Raw genomic sequence first — 19759 nt, 5'->3', positions numbered from 1 at the left:
GCTCGCGATAGCGTCGTGTCAGATAAAGATTTTTCAACTGACACACCGCAATCGCGAGCAAGCCCGCTCCCACACAAAGCGCTTTTGATCTGCTTCAACCACTCCAAAAAACCAGCCATAACAGGGGAATGCATTCCACAGCGGATCGCTACCTAAAGCTGATAGTTCTTCAGCTCTCGAGCGATCACCATCCGCTGAATCTCGCTGGTCCCCTCGTAAATCTGCGTAATCCGCGCATCGCGGTAGTAACGCTCCACCGGGTAATCCTCCAAATACCCATAGCCGCCATGAATCTGCATGGCTGACGAGCAGACCTTTTCAGCCATTTCCGACGCAAACAGCTTGGCCTGCGATGCCTCGGACAAACACGGCCTGCCGGCCGTGCGCAGGCGCGCCGCGTGCAGGATCAGCAGGCGTGCCGCATTCAAGCGGGTTTGCATGTCAGCGAGCATATTGGCAATGCTCTGATGCTCAATGATCGCTTTGTCGAACTGCACACGATCACGCGCATAGGCCAGCGCCGACTCAAACGCGGCACGCGCGATGCCTAGCGCCTGGGCCGCAATGCCGATGCGCCCGCCTTCCAGGTTGGCCAGGGCGATGGCCAGGCCTTTACCGCGCTCGCCAAGCAAGTTGGCTTCCGGCACCGTGCACTGGTTGAGGGTTACCGCGCAGGTGTCGGACGCACGAATGCCCATCTTGTGTTCGGTGCGGTCGACCACAAACCCCGGTGTATCGGTGGGCACCAGGAACGCCGAGAGGCCTTTTTTGCCGAGTGCCGGGTCGGTCACCGCGAACACGATGGCGAGCTTGGCGCGCTTGCCGTTGCTGACAAACTGTTTGGCGCCGTTGATCACCCACTGGCCATCGCGCAGTTCGGCGCGGGTGCGCAAGTTGTGCGCTTCGGAACCGGCCTGCGGCTCGGTCAGGCAGAAGCAGCCGATGACCTGGCCACTCGCAAGGTCAGGCAGCCAGGCTTGTTTCTGGGCGTGTGTGCCGTAGTTGAGGATTGGCCCGCAACCGACTGAATTATGGATACTCATCAGTGCGCCAGTGGCGCCATCACCGGCGGAAATCTCTTCTACCGCCAGTGCGTACGCCACGTAATCGACATAGGTGCCGCCCCATTCTTCGGGCACTACCATGCCTAACAGGCCGAGTTCGCCCATCTTTGCGACCAGCGCGTCATCGATCCAGCCAGCTTTTTCCCAGGCTTGCGCATGCGGGGCGATTTCGCCACGGGCGAAGTCGCGCGCCATGTCACGAATCATCACCTGTTCTTCCGTGTATTCAATGTCTTGCATGGCTTAGTTACCAATCTGCTTGAAGTCGTTGAAGAAGCTTTGCACAAGCGCTGCGTTTACCCCGTGCAGCGTGGGCGGGTTCCACCGAGGGGTTTTGTCTTTGTCGATGATCAACGCGCGAACCCCTTCGATAAGGTCACCGCGTTCGAACCACTGGCGATCCACGTGCAATTCAAGCGCAAAGCACTGCTCCAGCGGCAGGCGGCGGCCACGGCGGAGCATTTCGAGGGTCACGGCCATCGCCAGCGGCGAGCGGGTCTGCATCAGTTGCGCGGTGGCCAGCGCCCATTCGTGGCTGTCGGCAACGGTGACTTGCTGCAGTTGCTCGACGATGCTGGCCACGTCGGGCAAGCCAAAAAAATGGTCGATGGCGGGGCGCAAGGCCGCCAATGGCGCGTCGGGCAATTGTTGTACGGCCAATTTAGCGAGTACGCCTTGCAGGTCCTTGAGCGGAGCGTGTCGCCATTGCAGTTGATCGAGCTGGTGGTCCAGGTCGGCAAGCCTGGCGCTGTCGACGTACCAGTCGGCCAACCGGCAATACAGCGCGTCGGCTGCGCGAATCTGCACCCCGCTCACGCCGAGGTACACCCCCAGCTCGCCGGGAATGCGCGGCAGGAAATAGCTGGCGCCGACGTCCGGGAAATAACCAATTGCCACTTCCGGCATTGCCAGGCGGCTGCGTTCGGTCACCACGCGCAGGTCCGCGCCTTGTACCAGGCCCATGCCACCGCCGAGGACAAACCCGTCCATCAGCGCCAGTACCGGCTTGCAGTAATGATGAACGGCCAGGTCGAGGGCGTATTCCTCGACAAAAAAATCGCTGTGCAGGGTGTCGCCTTGCTTGAAGCTGTCGTACAAGGAGCGTATATCGCCACCGGCGCAGAAGGCTTTTTCCCCGGCGCCACGCAGCACCACGGCGTAAACCTGCGGGTCATCCGCCCACGCCTGTAGCTGCGCTGTCAGGCTGCGGACCATGCCCAGGTTAAGCGCATTCAAACCGGCGGGGCGGTTGAGGGTGAGGTGGCCAATATGGTTGCGTACCTCGGCGAGTACTTCAGCCTGAATGATTTCGCGGCAGCTTGCTTCGGGTAATACCTGAGCAGTCATCTCTAACTCCCTGCTTTTATTGTTCTTTCTCAAGACGTTCACGGACACACTACCGTGTGATCGTACCAGTGCAAATTTACCCAGTACAACCCGGAATCCTGCAGGTCGTTGTTGCATTTATGCAGAGCCGCTCACGTGACGCGGCGGGCCAGTACGTGGCCGATGCTACGGCGACGCGCGTGGGTTTCCGCCGCGCGGATCAGTTGCTCAAGGTCTGTCGGTTGCACGTCATAAAACTGCTCCATTTCGGCCAGCGCCAACTGCAAATCAGCGGCGGTGATCGACGGCTCGCCGCGCGCAAGGGCCGATGGCGGCTCGGCAAGCGCTTTCGGATAACGCGTCCGTGTCGCGTTGTTATAGGCCAGCGCACACGCCAGCAGGGCTGTGGCACCGAGCATTACCGCGGCGAGTTCCTGCCAGCCAAGGGCGATGGAGCTTGGGTCGGCGAGCACCAGGGTCATTGCCAGCCCACCGGCTGGCGGGTGCAGGCAACGCAGCCAGCAGATCAATACAACGCACATGCCGGCTGCCAGGCAGGCACTGCCCAACGTGCGGCCAAGCACCCGCGCCACCAGCAGCGCGACAACGCCTGCACACACGTAGCTGCCGATGATCGACCAAGGTTGCGCCAGCGCGCCGGATGACACGGCAAACAGCAGCACGGCAGAAGCCCCGAGCGGGCCGAGCAGGTGCAGGGCGACTGGCATGCCAAACACTTGGGCGCACACCCAGACACTGAACATCGTGCCCAAGGCCATGCCGATAGCGGCGCGGCTCCATTCGGCGGGGCGGGTATTGATTGCAGCGGGTAACCAGCGAGCAAGCATTGACGGTATCCATAAATAGCAGGCAAAAAAAAGGCTTGTCTGGTTGCCCGGAAAGCCTTTTGAACGTTACGACATTTGGGGCAGGAACACTATTTGGGGGCAGGAACACTGCGCAGTGTGACGACCCTGAGGCAAAGGTGCCACTGACTATTAATGAAGGTTAAAGGCAAAAATAATGCAGTTAAATACCCTCGTCCAAAGGTATCAGGCACGCCTTCTGCGTCGGTGCAGTACTGAGCTGACCGAGCACCCGTGTATCCGTGGCTTCGTTGAACAAGTGCCTTTGCAGGTTTGCCTGCAGCGCAGGGTCGTTGGCCAGCGGCCCTTTCAACGCGACTAACGCGTTGCGCAGTGTCCTTAGCCGATCCAGCCCGGGTACAGGATTAAGCAGCAGATCTTCCGGCACGGCATTGCCCTCTCAATAAATTAAGCCAACGTGATGTACGTGGCCTACAACGTCCTTGTTGTTATGCAGCTGCACTTACCCGGCGTGTCGAGATAACCCGTGATGCCGTGGTGGTACATAGTTAGCGCACTGGCTAACGAGTCTACATTTGGGTTCCGGGCGCCGGAAGGCAAAGTGCGCCAGCCGTTACGCATAGCTATGTAGGGGGTTTCTACTGGGTTATGACGAAAAACGCCCACTCCTGAGGAGCGGGCGTTGTTTTTTAACCGGTTGACGGCTGCGCGATCAAGGCGCGGAGGCTTTCACCAGATGCAGCAACACAAACGCGTTCTTATCGAACTCGCCGGTCAGGGTCGGGGTCAGCGCGCGCAAGCGCGGGTCTTGCAACGCGTTGAAGTCATCGGCACTCATTACCAGCCAGGCGGGCGCTTGCAGCGGTGCCAGGTCAGCGGCGGTCTGGGTAAACAACGGCACCTTATCGCAGTCGAAGTTGACCATGAACTTGATCGCCTTGGCATCTTTACCCAAGCCATGCAGTACCACAGGCGCCGGTTGCTGCAGGATTTGGGCTTTGACCGCGAGGCTGAAGGTGCGCGTGTCGTAGAGCGTGCGTTCCAACGGTTCGACCACCACGATGTAGGTCGACCAGATCGCCAGCACCGCTGCGAATGCCGGGCCCAGTGGGCGTAACCGCGGTTTTAATAAGGCCAGCAGCGCCAGCACTTGAAGCGCGCCGAGTACGCCGAAGATCAGCCCCAAGTCGCTCAACTGTTCCGGGTAACGCCGCCGCGCCAGCACCAGCCCGACCACCAGCAACGCCGGCAACAGCGTCCACAGGCTCAGCATCACGCCGCGCAACCAGGCAAACAATCGCCCTTGGGTGACGTAGAACGGATAGGCCGCGATTATCGCCGCCATCGGCACCATGGGCAGGATGTAGCGCGCCTTTTTGGCCTGCGGCACCGACAAGCCGAGCATGACCAACACACCGGCTGCGGCGCAGTAGAGCACCAGCTGCAATGCCGGGTCGGGCGCCCTGCGGCCGCCAACCACCACGGCCAGCAGCACCAACACGGCCAGCGGATAGGCCAGGGCATAATTGCCCAGCGAACTGGTGAAGTAATACAGCACGCCGCTGGAGCCTTCGGTGCCGTCCATACGCCCCAGAAATTGCATGCGGATCACGTCCTGCATGAACCCCTCACCGCCACTCAGCTTGGCCAGCAACAGCAACAGGCCGACACAGGCTGCCAGCAGCGCCAACGCCAGCAAGCCGAACGTGAACAGTTGGCGCCATTGCCGGTTGAGCAGGTAATAACTGCACAGCATGCCCGTTGGAATCACCAGGCCGATGGGCCCACGGATCGCAAAACCGATAATCAGCAACAGAAACAGCCAGTACACGCGTTTCGGGCTACCAAAGTGGTCGTGCGCATAGCCGATGTAAAACACCGCCAAGGCGACGCAGGCGAGCATTTGGTCCAATGACACCGAGCGGGTTTCGCTGACAAAGGTGCTGCTGAGCAGCAACATCGCGATGCTCAACAGGCCCCAGCGCGTGGAGTAGGGCGCCGTGAGGCGATACACCAGCGTAACGATCAGCGCTGAAGCGAAAGAGGTAGGCAACCATGCGGTAAAGCTGGTGACCTGCCCAAACGGCAACGACAGCACCCACGTCAACAGCGTCGAGGTCGCCAGGTAGTCGGCGTAAGGCTGCCCATAAGTGGTGGGGAAAAAACTCGGCCCGTGCCGCAGCATTTCCTGGGCAAACACCACAAAGCGCGAGTCGAACCCGATAATTGCCTGGTGCCAGTTACCCACCAGAAACAGCACCAGCGCCAAGAGCCCAAGCCCCAGCGACTGGTGACGGATTGTTGCATTCAGCAGGGATTTGGGAGCTTTGTTCACCGATCAGGCTTCCTTGGCCTGCACTGCCCAGTTTTGCTGAGGAATCGGCAGTTCGCAGGAGTCGCCCCGACCGATCGGGAAGTATTTGAAGCCTTTGCGCGCCAGGCGCTCGCCGTCGTACAGGTTGCGACCGTCGAAGATCACCGGGTTTTTCAGGCGGTGGTGGATCAGGTCGAAATCCGGCGCTTTGAACTGCTGCCATTCGGTGCAGACGATCAGCGCATCGGCGCCGCTCAATGCCGATTCCGGGGTGCCGAGCAGCGTCAGGCGTGATTCGTCACCGTAGATGCGCTGGGTTTCTTGCATGGCCTCGGGGTCGAAGGCGCGCACATTGGCGCCCGCAGCCCAGAGTGCTTCCATCAGCACGCGGCTCGGTGCATCACGCATGTCGTCGGTGTTGGGCTTGAAGGCCAGGCCCCACAAGGCGAATGTCTTGCCGTTCAGGTTGCCCTTGAAGTAGGCATTGATGCGTTCGAACAGCTTGCTCTTCTGGCGCTGGTTAATCGCTTCCACGGCTTCCAGCAGGTCGCTGGAGCAATTGGCCTGTTTGGCACTGTGGATCAGGGCGCGCATGTCTTTGGGGAAACACGAACCGCCGTAGCCGCAACCCGGGTAGATGAAGTGGTAGCCGATGCGCGAGTCGGCACCGATGCCAAGGCGCACGGCCTCGATGTCGGCGCCAAGGTGCTCGGCCAGCTCGGCAATCTGGTTGATAAAGCTGATTTTGGTGGCGAGCATGCAGTTGGCGGCGTACTTGGTCAGTTCGGCGCTGCGCAGGTCCATGAAGATGATGCGGTCATGGTTGCGGTTGAACGGCGCGTACAGGTCGCGCATCACTTCGCGCACTTCTTCGCGTTCGCAGCCGATAATAATGCGGTCCGGGCGGCGGCAGTCGGCAACGGCCGAGCCTTCCTTGAGGAATTCCGGGTTGGAGACAATATCGAAGTCCAGGTAGCGCCCGGCAATGCGCAGGTTCTTTTCGATGTGCGCGCGCAAGGTGTCGCCGGTGCCGACCGGGACGGTGGATTTCTCCACCAGAATCACCGGCTCCACACGGTGACGCGACACCGCATCGCCTACCGACAGTACGTATTTGAGGTCTGCCGAGCCGTCTTCGTCCGACGGTGTGCCGACGGCGATAAACAGCACTTCACCGTGTTCGACCGCGAGCTTTTCATCAAAGGTAAAGTGCAGGCGCCCGCTTTCGAGGTTTTCCTTCACCATCGCCGCCAGCCCCGGCTCAAAGATGGTCACGTGGCCTTTTTGCAGCGACTCGACCTTGTTTTTGTCTACGTCCATGCAGATCACATCGTGGCCGACTTCGGCCAATACGGTGGCCTGCACCAGACCAACGTAACCACTACCAAATACACTGATTTTCATGGGGCATTCCTGGGACTAATGCTGCTAGTACGACGAGAGTTAATGACCAGAACGCCGAGGATGACCAACGCCACCCCCAGGGTTTTTGAAAGCGAAAAATCTTCGTTGAACACCGGCAGGCTGGCAGCCAGCAGGTAGACCAACGCGTAACTGATGCTGAGCAGCGAATACGCGCGGCCCAGCGGCAAGTGTTTGAGCGCGCCGAGCCAGCAGAGCATCGACAGCGCATAGGCGATGATCGCCAGCACCACAATGCCCAAGGCGCTCAGGTCGATGCTGTTGCTGTAAAAAGCGTTCAGCCATTCAGTCGGCAATGGCAGGCGCGTCATGCTCCAGCGCATGCCCAACTGGGCCGCGCTGACCAAGCCGACGCTGCCCAGTGCCAGGGCAAAGCCTGGCGCGCGGCTCATACGTGGCGCCCCAGCAACACAACGCCGCCGATCACCAGCGCGACACCGAGCCAGTGACGGCCATCGATGTGTTCATGAAAGACAAAACGCGCCATCAGCGTGACCAGTACAAAATTCAGGCTGAGCATCGGGTAGGCGACGCCGACTTCCAGGCGTTGCAGCACCAGCAGCCACACCAGCAAGCCGAGGCCCAGGCACAGGAGCGCCGACCACAGCCACGGTTCACGCAGTTTCGGTGCCCAACCGTCGGGCTGGTCGCGCCAGCGCTCTACCGCAAACTTCTGCGACACTTGGCCCATGCAGGTGAGCAAGCACGCGCTGACTAAAAGCAGCAGCGTGATCATTGCGCGACCTGTGAAAAAATCAGGATCACGATATTGCCTTGCTCGTAACGCTTGCCGTCTTGGGGCAGCAAGTTGACTTCGGCCACTTCATCGTCGCCTTTGACCCGCATGACCACGCCGACCGGCCCTTGTTTGCGCGCATCACTCATCCATTGCTGAACTTGGCTGAGGTCAACCTTGCGGTGGGCGGTGTCGGGGTAGGCGGTGCCGTATTTGACTTCACCGATGGTGTTGTAAAGCGCGACATCCGGCCGTCCCAGACGCCATGACAGGGCCGATGCGGCGCCCAAGTCATTGCTGAGCAAGGCGGTGGTCGATTGCAGCTCTTGCAGGTGGTCGATGATGAACGCGTCCGGGGTTTTGTTATAAACCACCGAGTGCGGCAGCGCGGCGGGCACGAGGAGCACCAGCAAGCCGCTGCCGATCATCGGCGCGGCCCACAGTGTCAGCGGGCGCACGACCTGCAGCAGGTTGACCACGACCCAGCCGAACAAGCACACAAAGACCAGCACCAGGCTGAAGGTTTCGTCAGCGTCATACACCGACTGCTTGATTTGGAACCAGCTGAGGGCCAGCACTGCGAGCACGCCAATCGCCAGGTTCAACCCGCCGTTGATGCGCAACACGCGGCCACGGCCCTGCGCAAGCTTGTCGCTCAAGGTCGAGCCCATCAGCAACGCCAATGGCAGCAGGCACGGCATGATGTAAGACGGCAGTTTGCCTTTGGCCAGGCTGAAGAAGGCCAGCGGCATCAACAACCACAGCAGCAGGAACGCCGTCTGCGGCAGGCGTTTTTCCTGCCACGCCTGTTTGAGCGCGGGCGGCAGCAGCGCGACCCACGGCAGCGAGAACGCGACGATCAGCGGCAGGTAGTACCAGAAGGGCTCGGCGTGCTGGGCGTCGTCACCGGCAAAGCGCTGGATATGCTCGTGCCAGAAAAAGAAGTTCCAGTAGTCCGGCTCTTGCAGGTGCACGGCGAGTGCCCAAGGCAGGCTGACCAGAATAGCCACGACCACGGCGAGCACGCCATACCTCAGTAACTCAGCAAAACGCTTCTGCCAGATCGCGTAGGGCAGGGCGATCAACACTGGCAGCAACCACGCCAGAAAACCTTTGGTCATGAACCCCATGCCGCAGGCGAAACCCAGCAAGGCCCAGGCCCACAAACGGCCACGGCGCGTGCTGCTGTCGAAGCAGAACCACAAGGCGGCACCGGTCAAGTTGACCCAGAAGGTGAATTGCGGGTCGAGGTTGGCATACCCGCCGAGCATCGCCACGCTGACAAAGCTCATGTACAGCACGCAGCTGACCAGGCTTTTTTGCGGGTCGTTCCACAGCCGGCGCGACACCAGGTAGACCAACAGAATGCTCAGCGCGGTACTCAAGGCCGAGGCAAACCGCACGCCGAACAGGTTTTGCCCGAACATCGCCTGGCCCAGCGCGATCATCCAGTAGCCGGCAGCGGGTTTCTCGAAGTAGCGAATGCCCATGAAGTGCGGCGAGGCCCACTTGCCGGTCAGCAGCATTTCCTGGCTGATTTGCGCGTAGCGGGTTTCATCCGGGATCCACAGGCCGTGGGTGGCCAGCGGCAACAGGTAAAACACGCCAAACGCCAACAGGAGCAGGGGCAATGCCCAGCGCCGGATCATGCCTGTTGTACTCCGAGCCAACCCTCGCGGCCGCTGAGTGCGCCGCGTACCAAGTGTTGCCGGGGCAGGGTGGTCACGTCCGCGGGCAACAGCTCGCCCAAGGGTTGGAAGTCGATGCCGCGCTGCCCTGCCTGGGCGAGCAACTGGCGAAAATCTTCAGCCATCAGAATCCCTTCTACTTCTGCGTGGATCGTGTAGACGTTGAGTGTTGACTCGGCAAACCGGTCAAGGATGAAGCCGTTGAAGTCTTTGGCAGCCACCACCGGCCCGACGACTTCGTCGAAGGTCGGCAGGTCTACCGGAATTTGTGGGGTGCCCGCGCTGCCATCGGCCAAGGTTGGACGAAACAGGCTGGTGCCCCGGCAATCACTGTTGTAGCGAAAGTTGAACGCTTGTTTGGCTTGCACCACGCGCTCATCGGCACGCCAACCGGCGGCCGCTGAACAGTCGATGCGTTCACCGAGGATGTCGCTGAGCGTGTCGACGCCACGGCGGATCTGCTCGATCAACTGCGCGTCGCTCCAGCGCCCGGTATTGGCCTGCCAGCCGTGGTGGTCCCACGCGTGCAGGCCAACTTCGTGGCCGGCGGCCTTGGCCTGGCGCATCAAGTGCCCCAGGTCTCGGCCAATCGGTTTGCCCGGCCAGGCAGTGCCGGCGAGCAAAATATCCCAGCCATACAGGCCGGCGGCATTCGAACGCAACATCTTCCACAAAAACTGCGGGCGGATCAGGCGCCACAAGTGGCGCCCCATGTTGTCCGGCCCAACGCTGAAGAAGAACGTCGCTTTAACCCCGGCTTCATCCAGGGTTTCAAGCAACCTTGGCACGCCTTCACGGGTGCCACGGTAGGTGTCGACGTCGATGCGCAAGCCTGCCTTCATTACTTTTTGTCCGCGATTTCGAGCATGGCTTCCTTGAGGAAGAAGTCCAGGGTGTTGCCGATGGTTTCGCTCATCTCAACGGTTGGCTCCCAGTTCAGCAGGCGCTTGGCGTTTTCGATGCTTGGCTTGCGGTGCGCCACGTCCTGGTAACCGGTGCCGTAGAACGCCTTGCTTTCTACGTCGCGGAAACCGGCGAACGGCGGGAAGTTGCTGCGCAGCGGGTGAGCTTCGAACTGACGCAGCAGCTCTTCGCCCAACTGACGAATGCTGGCTTCGTTTTCCGGGTTGCCGATGTTGATGATCTGACCGTTGCAGGCATCGTTGTCGTTATCAATGATGCGCGCCAGGGCTTCGATGCCGTCAGCGATGTCGGTGAAGCAACGCTTTTGCTCACCCCCGTCGAACAGGCGGATCGGCGTACCTTCGACGAGGTTGAGGATCAACTGGGTGATAGCGCGCGAGCTGCCGATACGCGCCGAATCCAGACGGTCCAGGCGCGGGCCCATCCAGTTGAACGGGCGGAACAGCGTGAAGTTCAGGCCCTTGGCGCCGTACGCCCAGATAACGCGGTCGAGCAGTTGCTTGGAAACCGAGTAGATCCAGCGTTGCTTGTTGACCGGGCCAACCACCAGGTTCGAGGTGTCTTCGTCGAAGTACTGGTCCTGGCACATGCCATAGACTTCGGAGGTCGACGGGAAGATCACGCGCTTGTTGTACTTGACGCAGTAGCGAACCAGTTTCAGGTTCTCTTCAAAGTCGAGTTCGAACACGCGCAGCGGGTTGCGCGTGTATTCGATTGGCGTGGCGATGGCCACCAGCGGCAGCACCACGTCGCACTTCTTGATGTGGTACTCGATCCACTCGGTGTGGATGCTGATGTCACCTTCCACGTAATGGAAGTTCGGGTGGCTGCGCAGGCGCTCGATGGCGTCGGAGCCGATGTCCAGGCCGTAGACTTCGTAACGGTCGTCACGCAGCAGGCGCTCGGACAAGTGGTTACCGATAAAGCCGTTCACGCCGAGGATCAGCACACGTGTGCGGCGTGGCTTGCGGCCGGACTCGGCGCCGCGCAGCACGGAGCCATCAACCAGGCCGAGTTCATTGGCCAGCGACGGGCCAGCCAGGTACAGGCCGTTGTCGTTGCGCTGACCGAACTTGATCACCAGCGAGTCTTCAGCGCAGGCGATGCGCAGCGGGTTGACGCTGATTACGCGGCCTGGCGCCAGGCCTTCGTTGCCCTTGACCACTTCGGCTTGCCACACGATCAGTTTGTGCTCGCCCACCGCGCAAAAGGCGCCGGGGTACGGTTGAGTAACGGCACGCACCAGGTTGAACAGTTGCTCGGCGGGCTGGTTCCAGTCCAGTTTGCCATCGGCGGCGGTGCGGCGGCCGAAGTAGCTGGCCTGGCTTTCGTCCTGAGCGGTTTCAGTCAGCTTGCCCTGAGCCAGTTGTGGCAGTGCATCGCGCAACAGGTTGACCGCAGCTTCACGCAGCTTGGCGTGCAGGGTCAGGCCGGTATCGCTGCGCTCGATGACGACTTTTTGCTGGGCCAGGATCGCGCCGGCATCGGCACGCTTGACCATGCGGTGCAGGGTCACGCCGGTTTCGGTTTCACCGTTTACCAGCACCCAGTTAGCCGGTGCGCGGCCACGGTATTTAGGCAGCAACGAGCCGTGCAGGTTGAACGCGCCTTTGCGCGCGGTGGCCAGCAAGGGCTCGCTCAGCAGGTTGCGGTAGTAGAACGAGAAGATGTAATCGGGGTTGAGCTTGGCAATGCGCTCGATCCACAGCGGGTGGTTGGCGTCTTCCGGAGCATGCACCGGGATGCCGTTGCGCGCGCAGAGTTGGGCGACGGAGCCGTAGAAATTGTTTTCCTTGGGGTCATCGGCATGCGTGAACACGGCAGCAATGTCGTAGCCGGCGGTCAGCAGGGCTTCAATGCCTGCACAGCCAATATCGTGGTAAGCGAAGACAACAGCTTTTGAATTCATGACGAAACCTGATCGGAAGGAGAAGTAGAGGTGGAGGTATGCGAGGACACCAGGCCGTCAACGACGACCACGGGTGCCGGGGCTGCGGGTTGGTTACGCAGCACTTTTTCAATGAAGAAGCGAGGGCGGGCGCGTACATCGCTGTACATGCGGCCCAGGTATTCACCCAGCAGGCCCATGCCGATGAACTGGCCACCGGTGAATACGAACAGCACCGCGAACAGTACAAACATGCCATCGCCGGCCCATTCGGCGCCGAAGGCCAGGCGCAGGATGATCAGCGCGAAGGCGAACAGCACGCCCAGCGCGGCCAGGCTGAAGCCGACAATCGAGAGCAGGCGCAGCGGCGTGGTGGTCATGCAGGTCAGCAGGTCGAACATCAGGCTGACCAGGCGCATCGCGCTGTATTTCGACTCGCCGTGTTCACGCTCGGCGTGGTGCACCAGAATCTCGGTGGTATGGCGCGCAAAGCCGTTGGCCAGAATCGGGATGAAGGTGCTGCGCTCGCGGCAGGCGAGCATGGCGTCGACGATGGTGCGCCGGTAAGCGCGCAGCATGCAGCCGTAGTCGGTCATGGCGACGCCGGTGGAGCGTTGCACCGCCAGGTTGATCAGGCGCGAAGGCCAGCGGCGAAAGGCCGAGTCCTGGCGGTTATTGCGTACGGTGGCAACCACGTCGTAGCCCAGCGCGGCTTGTTCCACCAGGCGCGGAATTTCTTCCGGCGGGTTCTGCAGGTCGGCGTCGAGGGTAATCACCACCTCGCCCCGGCACTGCTCGAAACCGGCCATGATCGCGGCATGCTGGCCGTAATTGCGGTTGAGGATCACCGCCACCACATTGCTGCCTTCTTCTGCGGCAGCGTCTTCTAGCAACTGGGCCGAATGGTCGCGACTGCCATCATCCACCAGGATGATTTCGTAGTCGTAGGCGAGTTGCTTGCAGGCTGCCGTGGTGCGACGCAGCAGTTCAGGCAAGCTCTCTTGTTCGTTGTAGACCGGGATGACGATAGACACGCAATGAATAGGGTACGGTTTCAAAGATTCATGACCTCGGGGCTAGAGCAGGTTGGAGCGCGAAAACTGATTAGGCGTAGCGTGGTTTTGCAGTGTTCATTGGACGGTGCTGAGGACGCTCAACGCTTGTTTATTGGCTTTCTGATTAAAGACCAAAATTGTGAAAGGTAAAGTGTAATCAACAGGTTAGTCAGTGAACACACCACGGGTTCTCACGTCCTGGGGCCAAGATTAAGCGCAAAAATGTTCAACGAATATGAAAGGCAGATGAAAAACTCGTTTATTTGACAGGTAGACAGCTAGGGTTCAGCTACGTAACTCAAGGGTCAGGGGTGCATTGGCGGGGTTAAACCCAGGCGATTTTCCCGGCGCCCGGTGTGTTGCCGGTTTTATTCAACAAACTTCTCTGCATTGCCCCTCAAGTGCCGGTAAAGTAAGCCATCTCTTGCCAGGGTACTCGGATGAATAGCGTGCAGCTTTTACGCGGCCAGTTGCGGCCCGCGCTGATGGGATTATTGATGGCTGTGGCCTGTGTCACCACGGTGACGGTTCGGGCCGATACCGAGGTGGCACTGACCACGCTTGACCAAGTGCCGGAAGGCGTCGAGGTGCGCGGCAAACAAGTCGCCGCCTACACGTGGGACGACCGCCAGGGCAAGAATTTGCTGGTGCTCGCCGAACACGTCAGCGAGCGTGACGATGACGGCACGCAGTCAGCATTTGTCTACGCGGCCCAATACCTGCTCGGCGGCGACCACCCCAAACGCGTGTGGATGCTCTACGACGATGTGCAGCATTGCCAATTCGACGCCGCGCTGCGCTTTGACATGGCCGCCACCAAGGTCACCGACCTCGGCGGCGACGGCATCACCCAAGCCACCGTGGGCTATTCGCGTACCTGCACCAGCGACGTCAGCCCCAACGAATTCAAGCTGATCATGCATGTCGGCAAGTCCGAGAAGTATCGCCTGCGCGGCGTCGACCGCGTGGGTGCGAGCTGGTGGGACGAGGAGTCCGGCGCGCTGCGTGGCATGCCGTTGCCCAAAGACTGCAGCGTTGCAGCGCAACAGGCGCTGGTCAGCCAGTACAAGGAGCAGGGCACCGAGTTACCGTTGCCGGGCTGCTATGCCGATGAGAGCGATTTTGCCAAGGCGCCGGACACCTACCTGGCGTTTATGCGTCAGCATTGGTTTGCGCTGATGCAGAAGCAGGATGCCGACTGGGGTCAAGCTCAAACCCAGCCTCAGCCTGAGGCCTCAATCGAGGATGATGAGTCGGCCCCTTGATTTTGTGCCAGGGCCGCGCCTGCGTTAGACTCGGCCTTCGCCAATTCACTAAATACCTCGATTAAACAATGGCTTGATCGAGGTATTTAATCCAAAGGCTGATCTACCTTGACTGAGTCTATCCGCAACCCGCTGACGCTTTACCTTACCCGCCTGGCGCCCTCCAGCCAGTTGACCATGCGCTACGTGCTGCAGGACGCCGCCGACCGCTTGGGTTTCGAAGACACCAACCTCGAAGAAATCGACTGGCACTTGCTGCAGCCCGAACACGTGATTGCGTTGGTGGCGGCGTTGCGCGAGGACGGCTACGCGCCGAATACGTCGTCGCTGTATGTGAACGCCGTGCGCGGGGTGATCAACGAAGCCTGGCGCATGAGCCTGATCAGTCAGGACCATCTGCTTAAAATGCGTTCGGTCAAGGCCACGCCCGGCACTCGCTTGGGCAATGGCCGCAACCTGCGGCGCTCGCTGATCCGCGAAATGATGGAAGTCTGTGCTGCCGACCCGAGGCCGCAAGGCCTGCGCGATGCGGCAGTGATCGGCATTCTGTATGGCTCAGGCATGCGCAAATCGGAGTCGGTCAACCTCGACCTGGCGCAGGTCAACTTCGATGAGCGCAGTTTGCGCGTGACCGGCAAGGGCAACAAAGAGTTGCTCAAATACGCACCGCAATGGGCGTTTGCCAAGTTGCAGGCGTGGCTGGAATTTCGGCGCGGGCAGCTCAAGAACGGTGAACAGGACGACACCTTCCTGTTCAATCGCATTCGCCGAGGCAGCCATATCACCCGCGAGCGCATCACCAAACATGCGATTTACTACATTGCGCGTCAGCGTGGCGAACAGGTCGGTGTGAAGATCATGCCGCACGACTTCCGGCGTTCTTTCATCACGCGAGTGATTGAAGAACACGACCTGTCGATTGCGCAGAAGCTGGCGCACCACACCAACATCCAGACCACCGCCAGCTATGACGTTCGCGACGACAATGAGCGACGGCGGGCGGTGGACCGGTTTGACCTATAGCCAAAGCGTGTGGGAGCCAGCTCCCAGATTAGTTGGGTGGTACCTCAGAGGATCGGTTTGCCACCGGTAACCGCGTAGCGTGAGCCAGAGATGTAGCTGGCTTCGTCCGAGGCGAGCAATACATAAATCGGCGCCACTTCTACCGGCTGGCCGGGACGCCCCAGCGGGGTTTCGCTGCCGAAGCTTTTTACGTCTTCGTCGGTCATGGTGGCCACAATCAGCGGCGTCCAGATCGGACCTGGCGCTACGCTGTTGACCCGAATGCCCTTGCTGCCGAGCAACTGAGCCAGGCCGCCGGTGAAGTTGGCAATCGCGCCCTTGGTGGCGGCATACGCCAGCAGGGTCGGCTTGGGCATGTCCGAATTGACCGAACTGGTGTTAATGATCGAACTGCCGGCTTTCATGTGGGGCAGGGCAGCCTTGCAGATGCGAAACATCGCAGTGATGTTGATATCGAAAGTCTTCACCCACTCTTCATCCTCGATCTCTTCAAGGGTTTCGTGGGTCATCTGGAACGCCGCATTATTGACCAGCACATCAATGCGGCCGAACTGTTCAACAGTCTTGTCGACGAGCGCCTGGCAGGTGGCTTTTTGCGCTATATCACCGGGCAACAGCAGGCATTGACGGCCGGCTTCTTCAACCCAGCGCGCGGTTTCCTTGGCGTCTTCGTGTTCATCCAGATAGGCGATGGCCACGTCGGCGCCTTCACGCGCAAACGCGATGGCGACGGCGCGCCCGATCCCACTGTCAGCGCCGGTGATCAGCGCAATTTTGTTGGCCAGCCGACCGGAGCCTTTGTAGCTCTGCTCGCCACAGTCCGGGTAGGGGTCCATTTTTTTCTGCGAGCCAGGCACGGATTGGGCTTGCGGCGAGAAGGGTGGGCGCGGGTAATCAGTCATCAGAGTCTCCATAGCGTTTTAAAGGTGCTATGGGTTTAGTAGTTTTCCGTTCTCCGATAGTTGTAACGGATGCCCGCAAGGCCCGACGAATGGTCAATTTCAGCGAGGCGAGGGCGCAGCACCGAGATGAGCGGGCAAACGGCGCAACGTCCACAGCGCGGTCAGCATTGCCGCCGAGGCGCACACTGCGATGCCCACCAGCATTGGCGCCGGGGTGTGGTCGGCATAGAGCCCAACCAGGCTCATCGACAGCGCAGCAGTCATCATCTGAATAGCGCCCAACAGCGCCGATGCAGAGCCGGCTACGGCGCCATGCTCCTCCAGCGACAACACCCCGGCCGCCGGCAACAACAGGCCGAGAAAACCAAAACCGATAAACAGCAGCGTCATCATCAGCGCGAGGTTATCGGCCCACAAGGTGGTGGCTGCCAGCGCAGCCATCACCGCCGCCACGGCGATCACTGACCAGCGCATCAGCGGTGCCAAACCAAAGCGTGCACTGAGGCGCGCAGTCAGTTGGCTCATGGCAAAAAACGACGCGGCGTTCAGCGCAAAGCACAGGCTGAACTGCGTCGGCGTCAGGCCGAAATACTCGATGTAAACGAAGGGCGCGCTGCCGATAAATACAAAGAACGTGGCCAGGCCAAAACCACTGACCACCGCCAAACCGATAAATACCGGGTCACGTAACAACGCCCCGTAACTGCCAATCGCGCTGCCAAGGGTTTTGCCCACGCGGCGCTCGGCCGGATGGGTTTCCGGCAATTGCACGACGGTCATCAACAGGCATAACACTGCCACGACAGCCAGCACGGCAAACACTTCTCGCCAGCTCCACAGTGAAATCACTACGCTGCCGGCCAGCGGCGCGAGGATCGGCGAAACACTCATCACCAGCATCAACAGTGCCATCAGGCGCGCGGCTTCATGGCCGGTATACAGGTCACGAACGATCGCGCGGGGAATCACCATGCCGGCGCACGCACCAAACGCTTGCAGGGCACGAAAACCAATCAGCACTTCAATCGTCGGGGCCAGCGCGCAACCGACGCTGCCCACGGCGAAGATCACCAAGCCGGCGTAAATCGGCGGCTTGCGCCCGAACACATCGCTGATCGGCCCGTAGAACAACTGGCACACGCCAATGACCATGAAAAACACTGTCAAACTCATCTGCACCGCGGCCGGTGAAGCCTGCAGGCTGGCGCCCAGGGTGGGGAGGGCGGGCAAGTAGCTGTCGATGGCGAACGGGCCGATGGCGGTGATTAACCCCAACAACAAGGCGAGGTGGGCGATACTTCGAGGCATGGGATTCCTGAGGTGAGGCAAAAGTCCGGCCAGCTTAGAGAGTGAACCGTGGGTGTACAAGGTGGTGCTTGTGCAGATTCGCGTGACGCAATTTGCCGTTGCGATCCGCAGGCGGCTGTTGGCATTATTCAAGAACCCGACATTCAACCTGTGAAGGAAGACCCGATGCCAATCTACCTGGCGGCCGAATCACCCTTGAAGGTGGGCCAAAGCACAGTCATCGAAGCACCAGCGGAAGAGGGCACCTACGTTGTGGTATTTGAAGACGACGAAGACACCGGCTACTTCTACGCGTTGGACACCGCGGTTGAAGGCAACGCGATCCAGGACGCGCTGCATATTTACAACGTCGCGGACGTTTCGGACAAACACAAACCCTCCAGCGTGAAGATCGGCTGGTCGGCTGATCACAGTAAGGCGGTGCTGCTGATCAATGATTACCCGCACGCGATATTCGATTTCACCGCGAAACAAGGCTATTGCCGTAGCGGATTTCCGCCGCAAAGCGGCGAGGATTGGTCCAGGCACGGTCACGAGTGGGATGATGCGGCGCTTGAGTTGTTTGCGTGACGCGGCATGCACCTTAATATAACTATACTAAATGACTATTTAGTATAGTTATGCATAATGGGAATATTAAAGAGGGAGTAGTGGATAGTTTTTGACGTCATATCTATCAAGAGCGATCAGCACCTATTGAGGACAATCAGTTATGCAAACTAACCGACACTATCCAAAAAATCCTCCACGCGTTGGCTCGATCTTACTGACATCACATGATTCTCTCGCGCATGAAAATGAAATCCCCAAGGCTCGCGCAACTGAAGCCCTGAAAATGGCCGACGACATTGCCAATGGTTTTGAGGATGACAGCCACCACTTGGTAGCGCTGATGCTGCTTCTGTCAGATGTACCCGCCGACCCTTTGCTCAAAGCGTCTGCTGCACAGAAAGGCTCTGTACTTGGCTTGGCAGCCCTTGGCTATCTAATATCCCGTGGTGCTGGCGGCGCAACAGCACGTCGGATTTTGAGCGAAGGTGGCGGCGTTTTTTTGGTCAAGCTAACCGGTAATCAAGATGCTCCAGGCGCTGAAATCAAGATGTTCAGTACCTGGCAGGCGTATCAGGATTTTCTGGAGCCTATCCTGCGAGACGGGAATTTTGCAGCGCAGAAGGTTTCGGCATTTTCGTGAGGAGGTGGTCCAGAGACGATTTTGGAGCCCGTCAGTGGCTCCAAATCCGTTGTCAGCACGTCTCACCACGGGCGTTACAGGGCAAGATCTCGTGAGTACGCCATTGTTTAATCAGCTGGCGCCGGTTACGACTGTAACGCTCGGCCAATACCTCCAGTTGCGAAATGTCATCCAGGGAAATCACTCTGAATTTTTCATCTGCCTCACACCAGGCCGCCAGGAAACGTTTTGCGTCTATAAAACCCAGCATAATCGGCCAGACAACCTGGTCTTCAATCGTTGCATGAGCCAGCGCCAGCGAGATACGCAGCTTGCACTGATCGCGTAGTGCACGACGGACCTCACTGAGGTCGATCGGGCTGAGAGGCGCAGAGGGGCTGCTTACGTAGAATGTCTCATCGTCGAAGGCCGGACGCATTTCCAATGGCAACACGGCATTGATCTTGGCCAGGGCGTTTTTGACGGCGAAGGCGAACTTGTCATCCGTCTGCCGACTGACCCATAAGGCACCGGCTACCAGCGCCTGTATTTCTTCTTCGGTGAACGAGAGCGGGGGAAGCAGGAACCCAGGCTTGAGAACATAGCCCAAACCAGGCTCACCCTCGATATCGGCGCCCATGCCCTGCAATGTCAGTACATCTCGACGTATGGTGCGAAGTGACACCCCCAGTTCTTGGGCAAGTGTGCGCCCCGATACCGCTATGCGGTGTCGCCGCAGCACTTGCATCAGCTCAAACAATCGGTCACTTCTGGCCATTGCTATTCCATCTCGATGAGGGCTTCAACGCCTTGCCGCGTTGGCAAGCTTATCCAGAATATCAATGC

19 protein-coding genes are annotated in these 19759 nt (G+C 59.7%); 4 read left to right on the top strand and 15 right to left on the bottom strand.

The features are described 5' to 3' along the window. Positions 1-152: 152 nt before the first annotated feature. The 12 genes from ACOZK9_RS23095 to arnC all read right to left on the bottom strand — a co-directional run bounded on the left by ACOZK9_RS23095 (position 153) and on the right by arnC (position 13247). Positions 153-1304 (bottom strand): acyl-CoA dehydrogenase family protein, encoded by a 1152-nt coding sequence (locus ACOZK9_RS23095; protein WP_058412079.1) that lies wholly within the window; start codon positions 1302-1304, stop codon positions 153-155. A gap of 3 nt (positions 1305-1307) precedes the next feature. Further along, the gene (locus tag ACOZK9_RS23090; protein ID WP_152751766.1) at positions 1308-2411 is read right to left on the bottom strand and encodes an enoyl-CoA hydratase/isomerase family protein; all 1104 of its coding nucleotides are present in this window, start codon (positions 2409-2411) and stop codon (positions 1308-1310) included. Between the two features lie 131 nt (positions 2412-2542). After that, a complete protein-coding gene (locus tag ACOZK9_RS23085; RefSeq protein ID WP_152746415.1) occupies positions 2543-3238 on the bottom strand; it encodes an HPP family protein in 696 nt (231 codons plus the stop codon). Positions 3239-3419: 181 nt separating this feature from the next. After that, positions 3420-3644, bottom strand: a complete 225-nt coding sequence (locus ACOZK9_RS23080; RefSeq protein WP_058412076.1) for a type VI secretion system contractile sheath small subunit — start codon at positions 3642-3644, stop codon at positions 3420-3422. A 285-nt stretch (positions 3645-3929) separates the two neighbouring features. Next, positions 3930-5552 carry a glycosyltransferase family 39 protein gene (locus ACOZK9_RS23075; RefSeq protein WP_172979679.1) on the bottom strand — a complete coding sequence of 541 codons (1623 nt, stop codon included), beginning with the start codon at positions 5550-5552 and terminating at the stop codon, positions 3930-3932. A 3-nt stretch (positions 5553-5555) separates the two neighbouring features. Next, positions 5556-6935, bottom strand: coding sequence for a UDP-glucose dehydrogenase family protein (locus ACOZK9_RS23070; RefSeq protein ID WP_058412074.1), 1380 nt, complete (start codon positions 6933-6935; stop codon positions 5556-5558). Continuing rightward, positions 6932-7345, bottom strand: coding sequence for a 4-amino-4-deoxy-L-arabinose-phosphoundecaprenol flippase subunit ArnF (gene arnF / locus ACOZK9_RS23065; protein ID WP_058412073.1), 414 nt, complete (start codon positions 7343-7345; stop codon positions 6932-6934). The genes ACOZK9_RS23070 and arnF overlap by 4 nt, the downstream gene beginning before the upstream one ends. Next, positions 7342-7689, bottom strand: a complete 348-nt coding sequence (gene arnE, locus ACOZK9_RS23060; protein ID WP_122250946.1) for a 4-amino-4-deoxy-L-arabinose-phosphoundecaprenol flippase subunit ArnE — start codon at positions 7687-7689, stop codon at positions 7342-7344. Before arnE ends, arnF begins: the two co-directional genes overlap by 4 nt. Further along, positions 7686-9338 carry a lipid IV(A) 4-amino-4-deoxy-L-arabinosyltransferase gene (arnT, locus tag ACOZK9_RS23055; protein ID WP_421556632.1) on the bottom strand — a complete coding sequence of 551 codons (1653 nt, stop codon included), beginning with the start codon at positions 9336-9338 and terminating at the stop codon, positions 7686-7688. The genes arnE and arnT overlap by 4 nt, the downstream gene beginning before the upstream one ends. Beyond that, entirely contained in the window at positions 9335-10219 is an 885-nt protein-coding gene (arnD, locus tag ACOZK9_RS23050) for a 4-deoxy-4-formamido-L-arabinose-phosphoundecaprenol deformylase (RefSeq protein ID WP_058412070.1), read from the bottom strand. Before arnD ends, arnT begins: the two co-directional genes overlap by 4 nt. Then, on the bottom strand, positions 10219-12210 hold the full coding sequence (gene arnA, locus ACOZK9_RS23045; protein WP_058412069.1) for a bifunctional UDP-4-amino-4-deoxy-L-arabinose formyltransferase/UDP-glucuronic acid oxidase ArnA: 1992 nt from the start codon (positions 12208-12210) through the stop codon (positions 10219-10221). Before arnA ends, arnD begins: the two co-directional genes overlap by 1 nt. Next, a complete protein-coding gene (gene arnC, locus ACOZK9_RS23040; RefSeq protein WP_058412068.1) occupies positions 12207-13247 on the bottom strand; it encodes an undecaprenyl-phosphate 4-deoxy-4-formamido-L-arabinose transferase in 1041 nt (346 codons plus the stop codon). The genes arnA and arnC overlap by 4 nt, the downstream gene beginning before the upstream one ends. Positions 13248-13684: 437 nt before the next feature. Between arnC and ACOZK9_RS23035 the strand changes: the two genes are divergently transcribed. Both ACOZK9_RS23035 and ACOZK9_RS23030 read left to right on the top strand, forming a co-directional pair. Continuing rightward, positions 13685-14509: a M949_RS01915 family surface polysaccharide biosynthesis protein gene (locus ACOZK9_RS23035; RefSeq protein WP_421556631.1), complete on the top strand. Its 825-nt coding sequence runs from the start codon at positions 13685-13687 to the stop codon at positions 14507-14509. A gap of 108 nt (positions 14510-14617) precedes the next feature. Continuing rightward, a complete protein-coding gene (locus ACOZK9_RS23030) occupies positions 14618-15532 on the top strand; it encodes a site-specific integrase (protein WP_122250944.1) in 915 nt (304 codons plus the stop codon). A 44-nt stretch (positions 15533-15576) separates the two neighbouring features. Here ACOZK9_RS23030 and ACOZK9_RS23025 read toward each other — a convergent pair whose 3' ends face one another. After that, positions 15577-16434, bottom strand: a complete 858-nt coding sequence (locus ACOZK9_RS23025) for an SDR family oxidoreductase (RefSeq protein ID WP_058412065.1) — start codon at positions 16432-16434, stop codon at positions 15577-15579. Positions 16435-16533: 99 nt separating this feature from the next. Beyond that, positions 16534-17742 (bottom strand): multidrug effflux MFS transporter, encoded by a 1209-nt coding sequence (locus tag ACOZK9_RS23020; RefSeq protein WP_421556630.1) that lies wholly within the window; start codon positions 17740-17742, stop codon positions 16534-16536. Between the two features lie 165 nt (positions 17743-17907). Here ACOZK9_RS23020 and ACOZK9_RS23015 point away from each other — a divergent pair, with 165 nt between their 5' ends. Beyond that, positions 17908-18312: a DUF2251 domain-containing protein gene (locus ACOZK9_RS23015; RefSeq protein ID WP_421556629.1), complete on the top strand. Its 405-nt coding sequence runs from the start codon at positions 17908-17910 to the stop codon at positions 18310-18312. A 142-nt stretch (positions 18313-18454) separates the two neighbouring features. Further along, positions 18455-18934 (top strand): hypothetical protein, encoded by a 480-nt coding sequence (locus ACOZK9_RS23010; protein ID WP_421556628.1) that lies wholly within the window; start codon positions 18455-18457, stop codon positions 18932-18934. A gap of 52 nt (positions 18935-18986) precedes the next feature. On the opposite strand, the gene ACOZK9_RS23005 is transcribed toward ACOZK9_RS23010, so the two are convergent. Then, on the bottom strand, positions 18987-19691 hold the full coding sequence (locus tag ACOZK9_RS23005) for a helix-turn-helix transcriptional regulator (RefSeq protein ID WP_421556627.1): 705 nt from the start codon (positions 19689-19691) through the stop codon (positions 18987-18989). Between the last annotated feature and the right edge of the window lie 68 nt (positions 19692-19759).

This window comes from Pseudomonas kitaguniensis, from assembly GCF_049199985.1.
GTDB classification, from domain to species: domain Bacteria; phylum Pseudomonadota; class Gammaproteobacteria; order Pseudomonadales; family Pseudomonadaceae; genus Aquipseudomonas; species Aquipseudomonas kitaguniensis.
The sequence above is the reverse complement of the archived record's forward strand: the minus strand, read 5'-3'. Positions and strand labels throughout refer to the sequence as shown.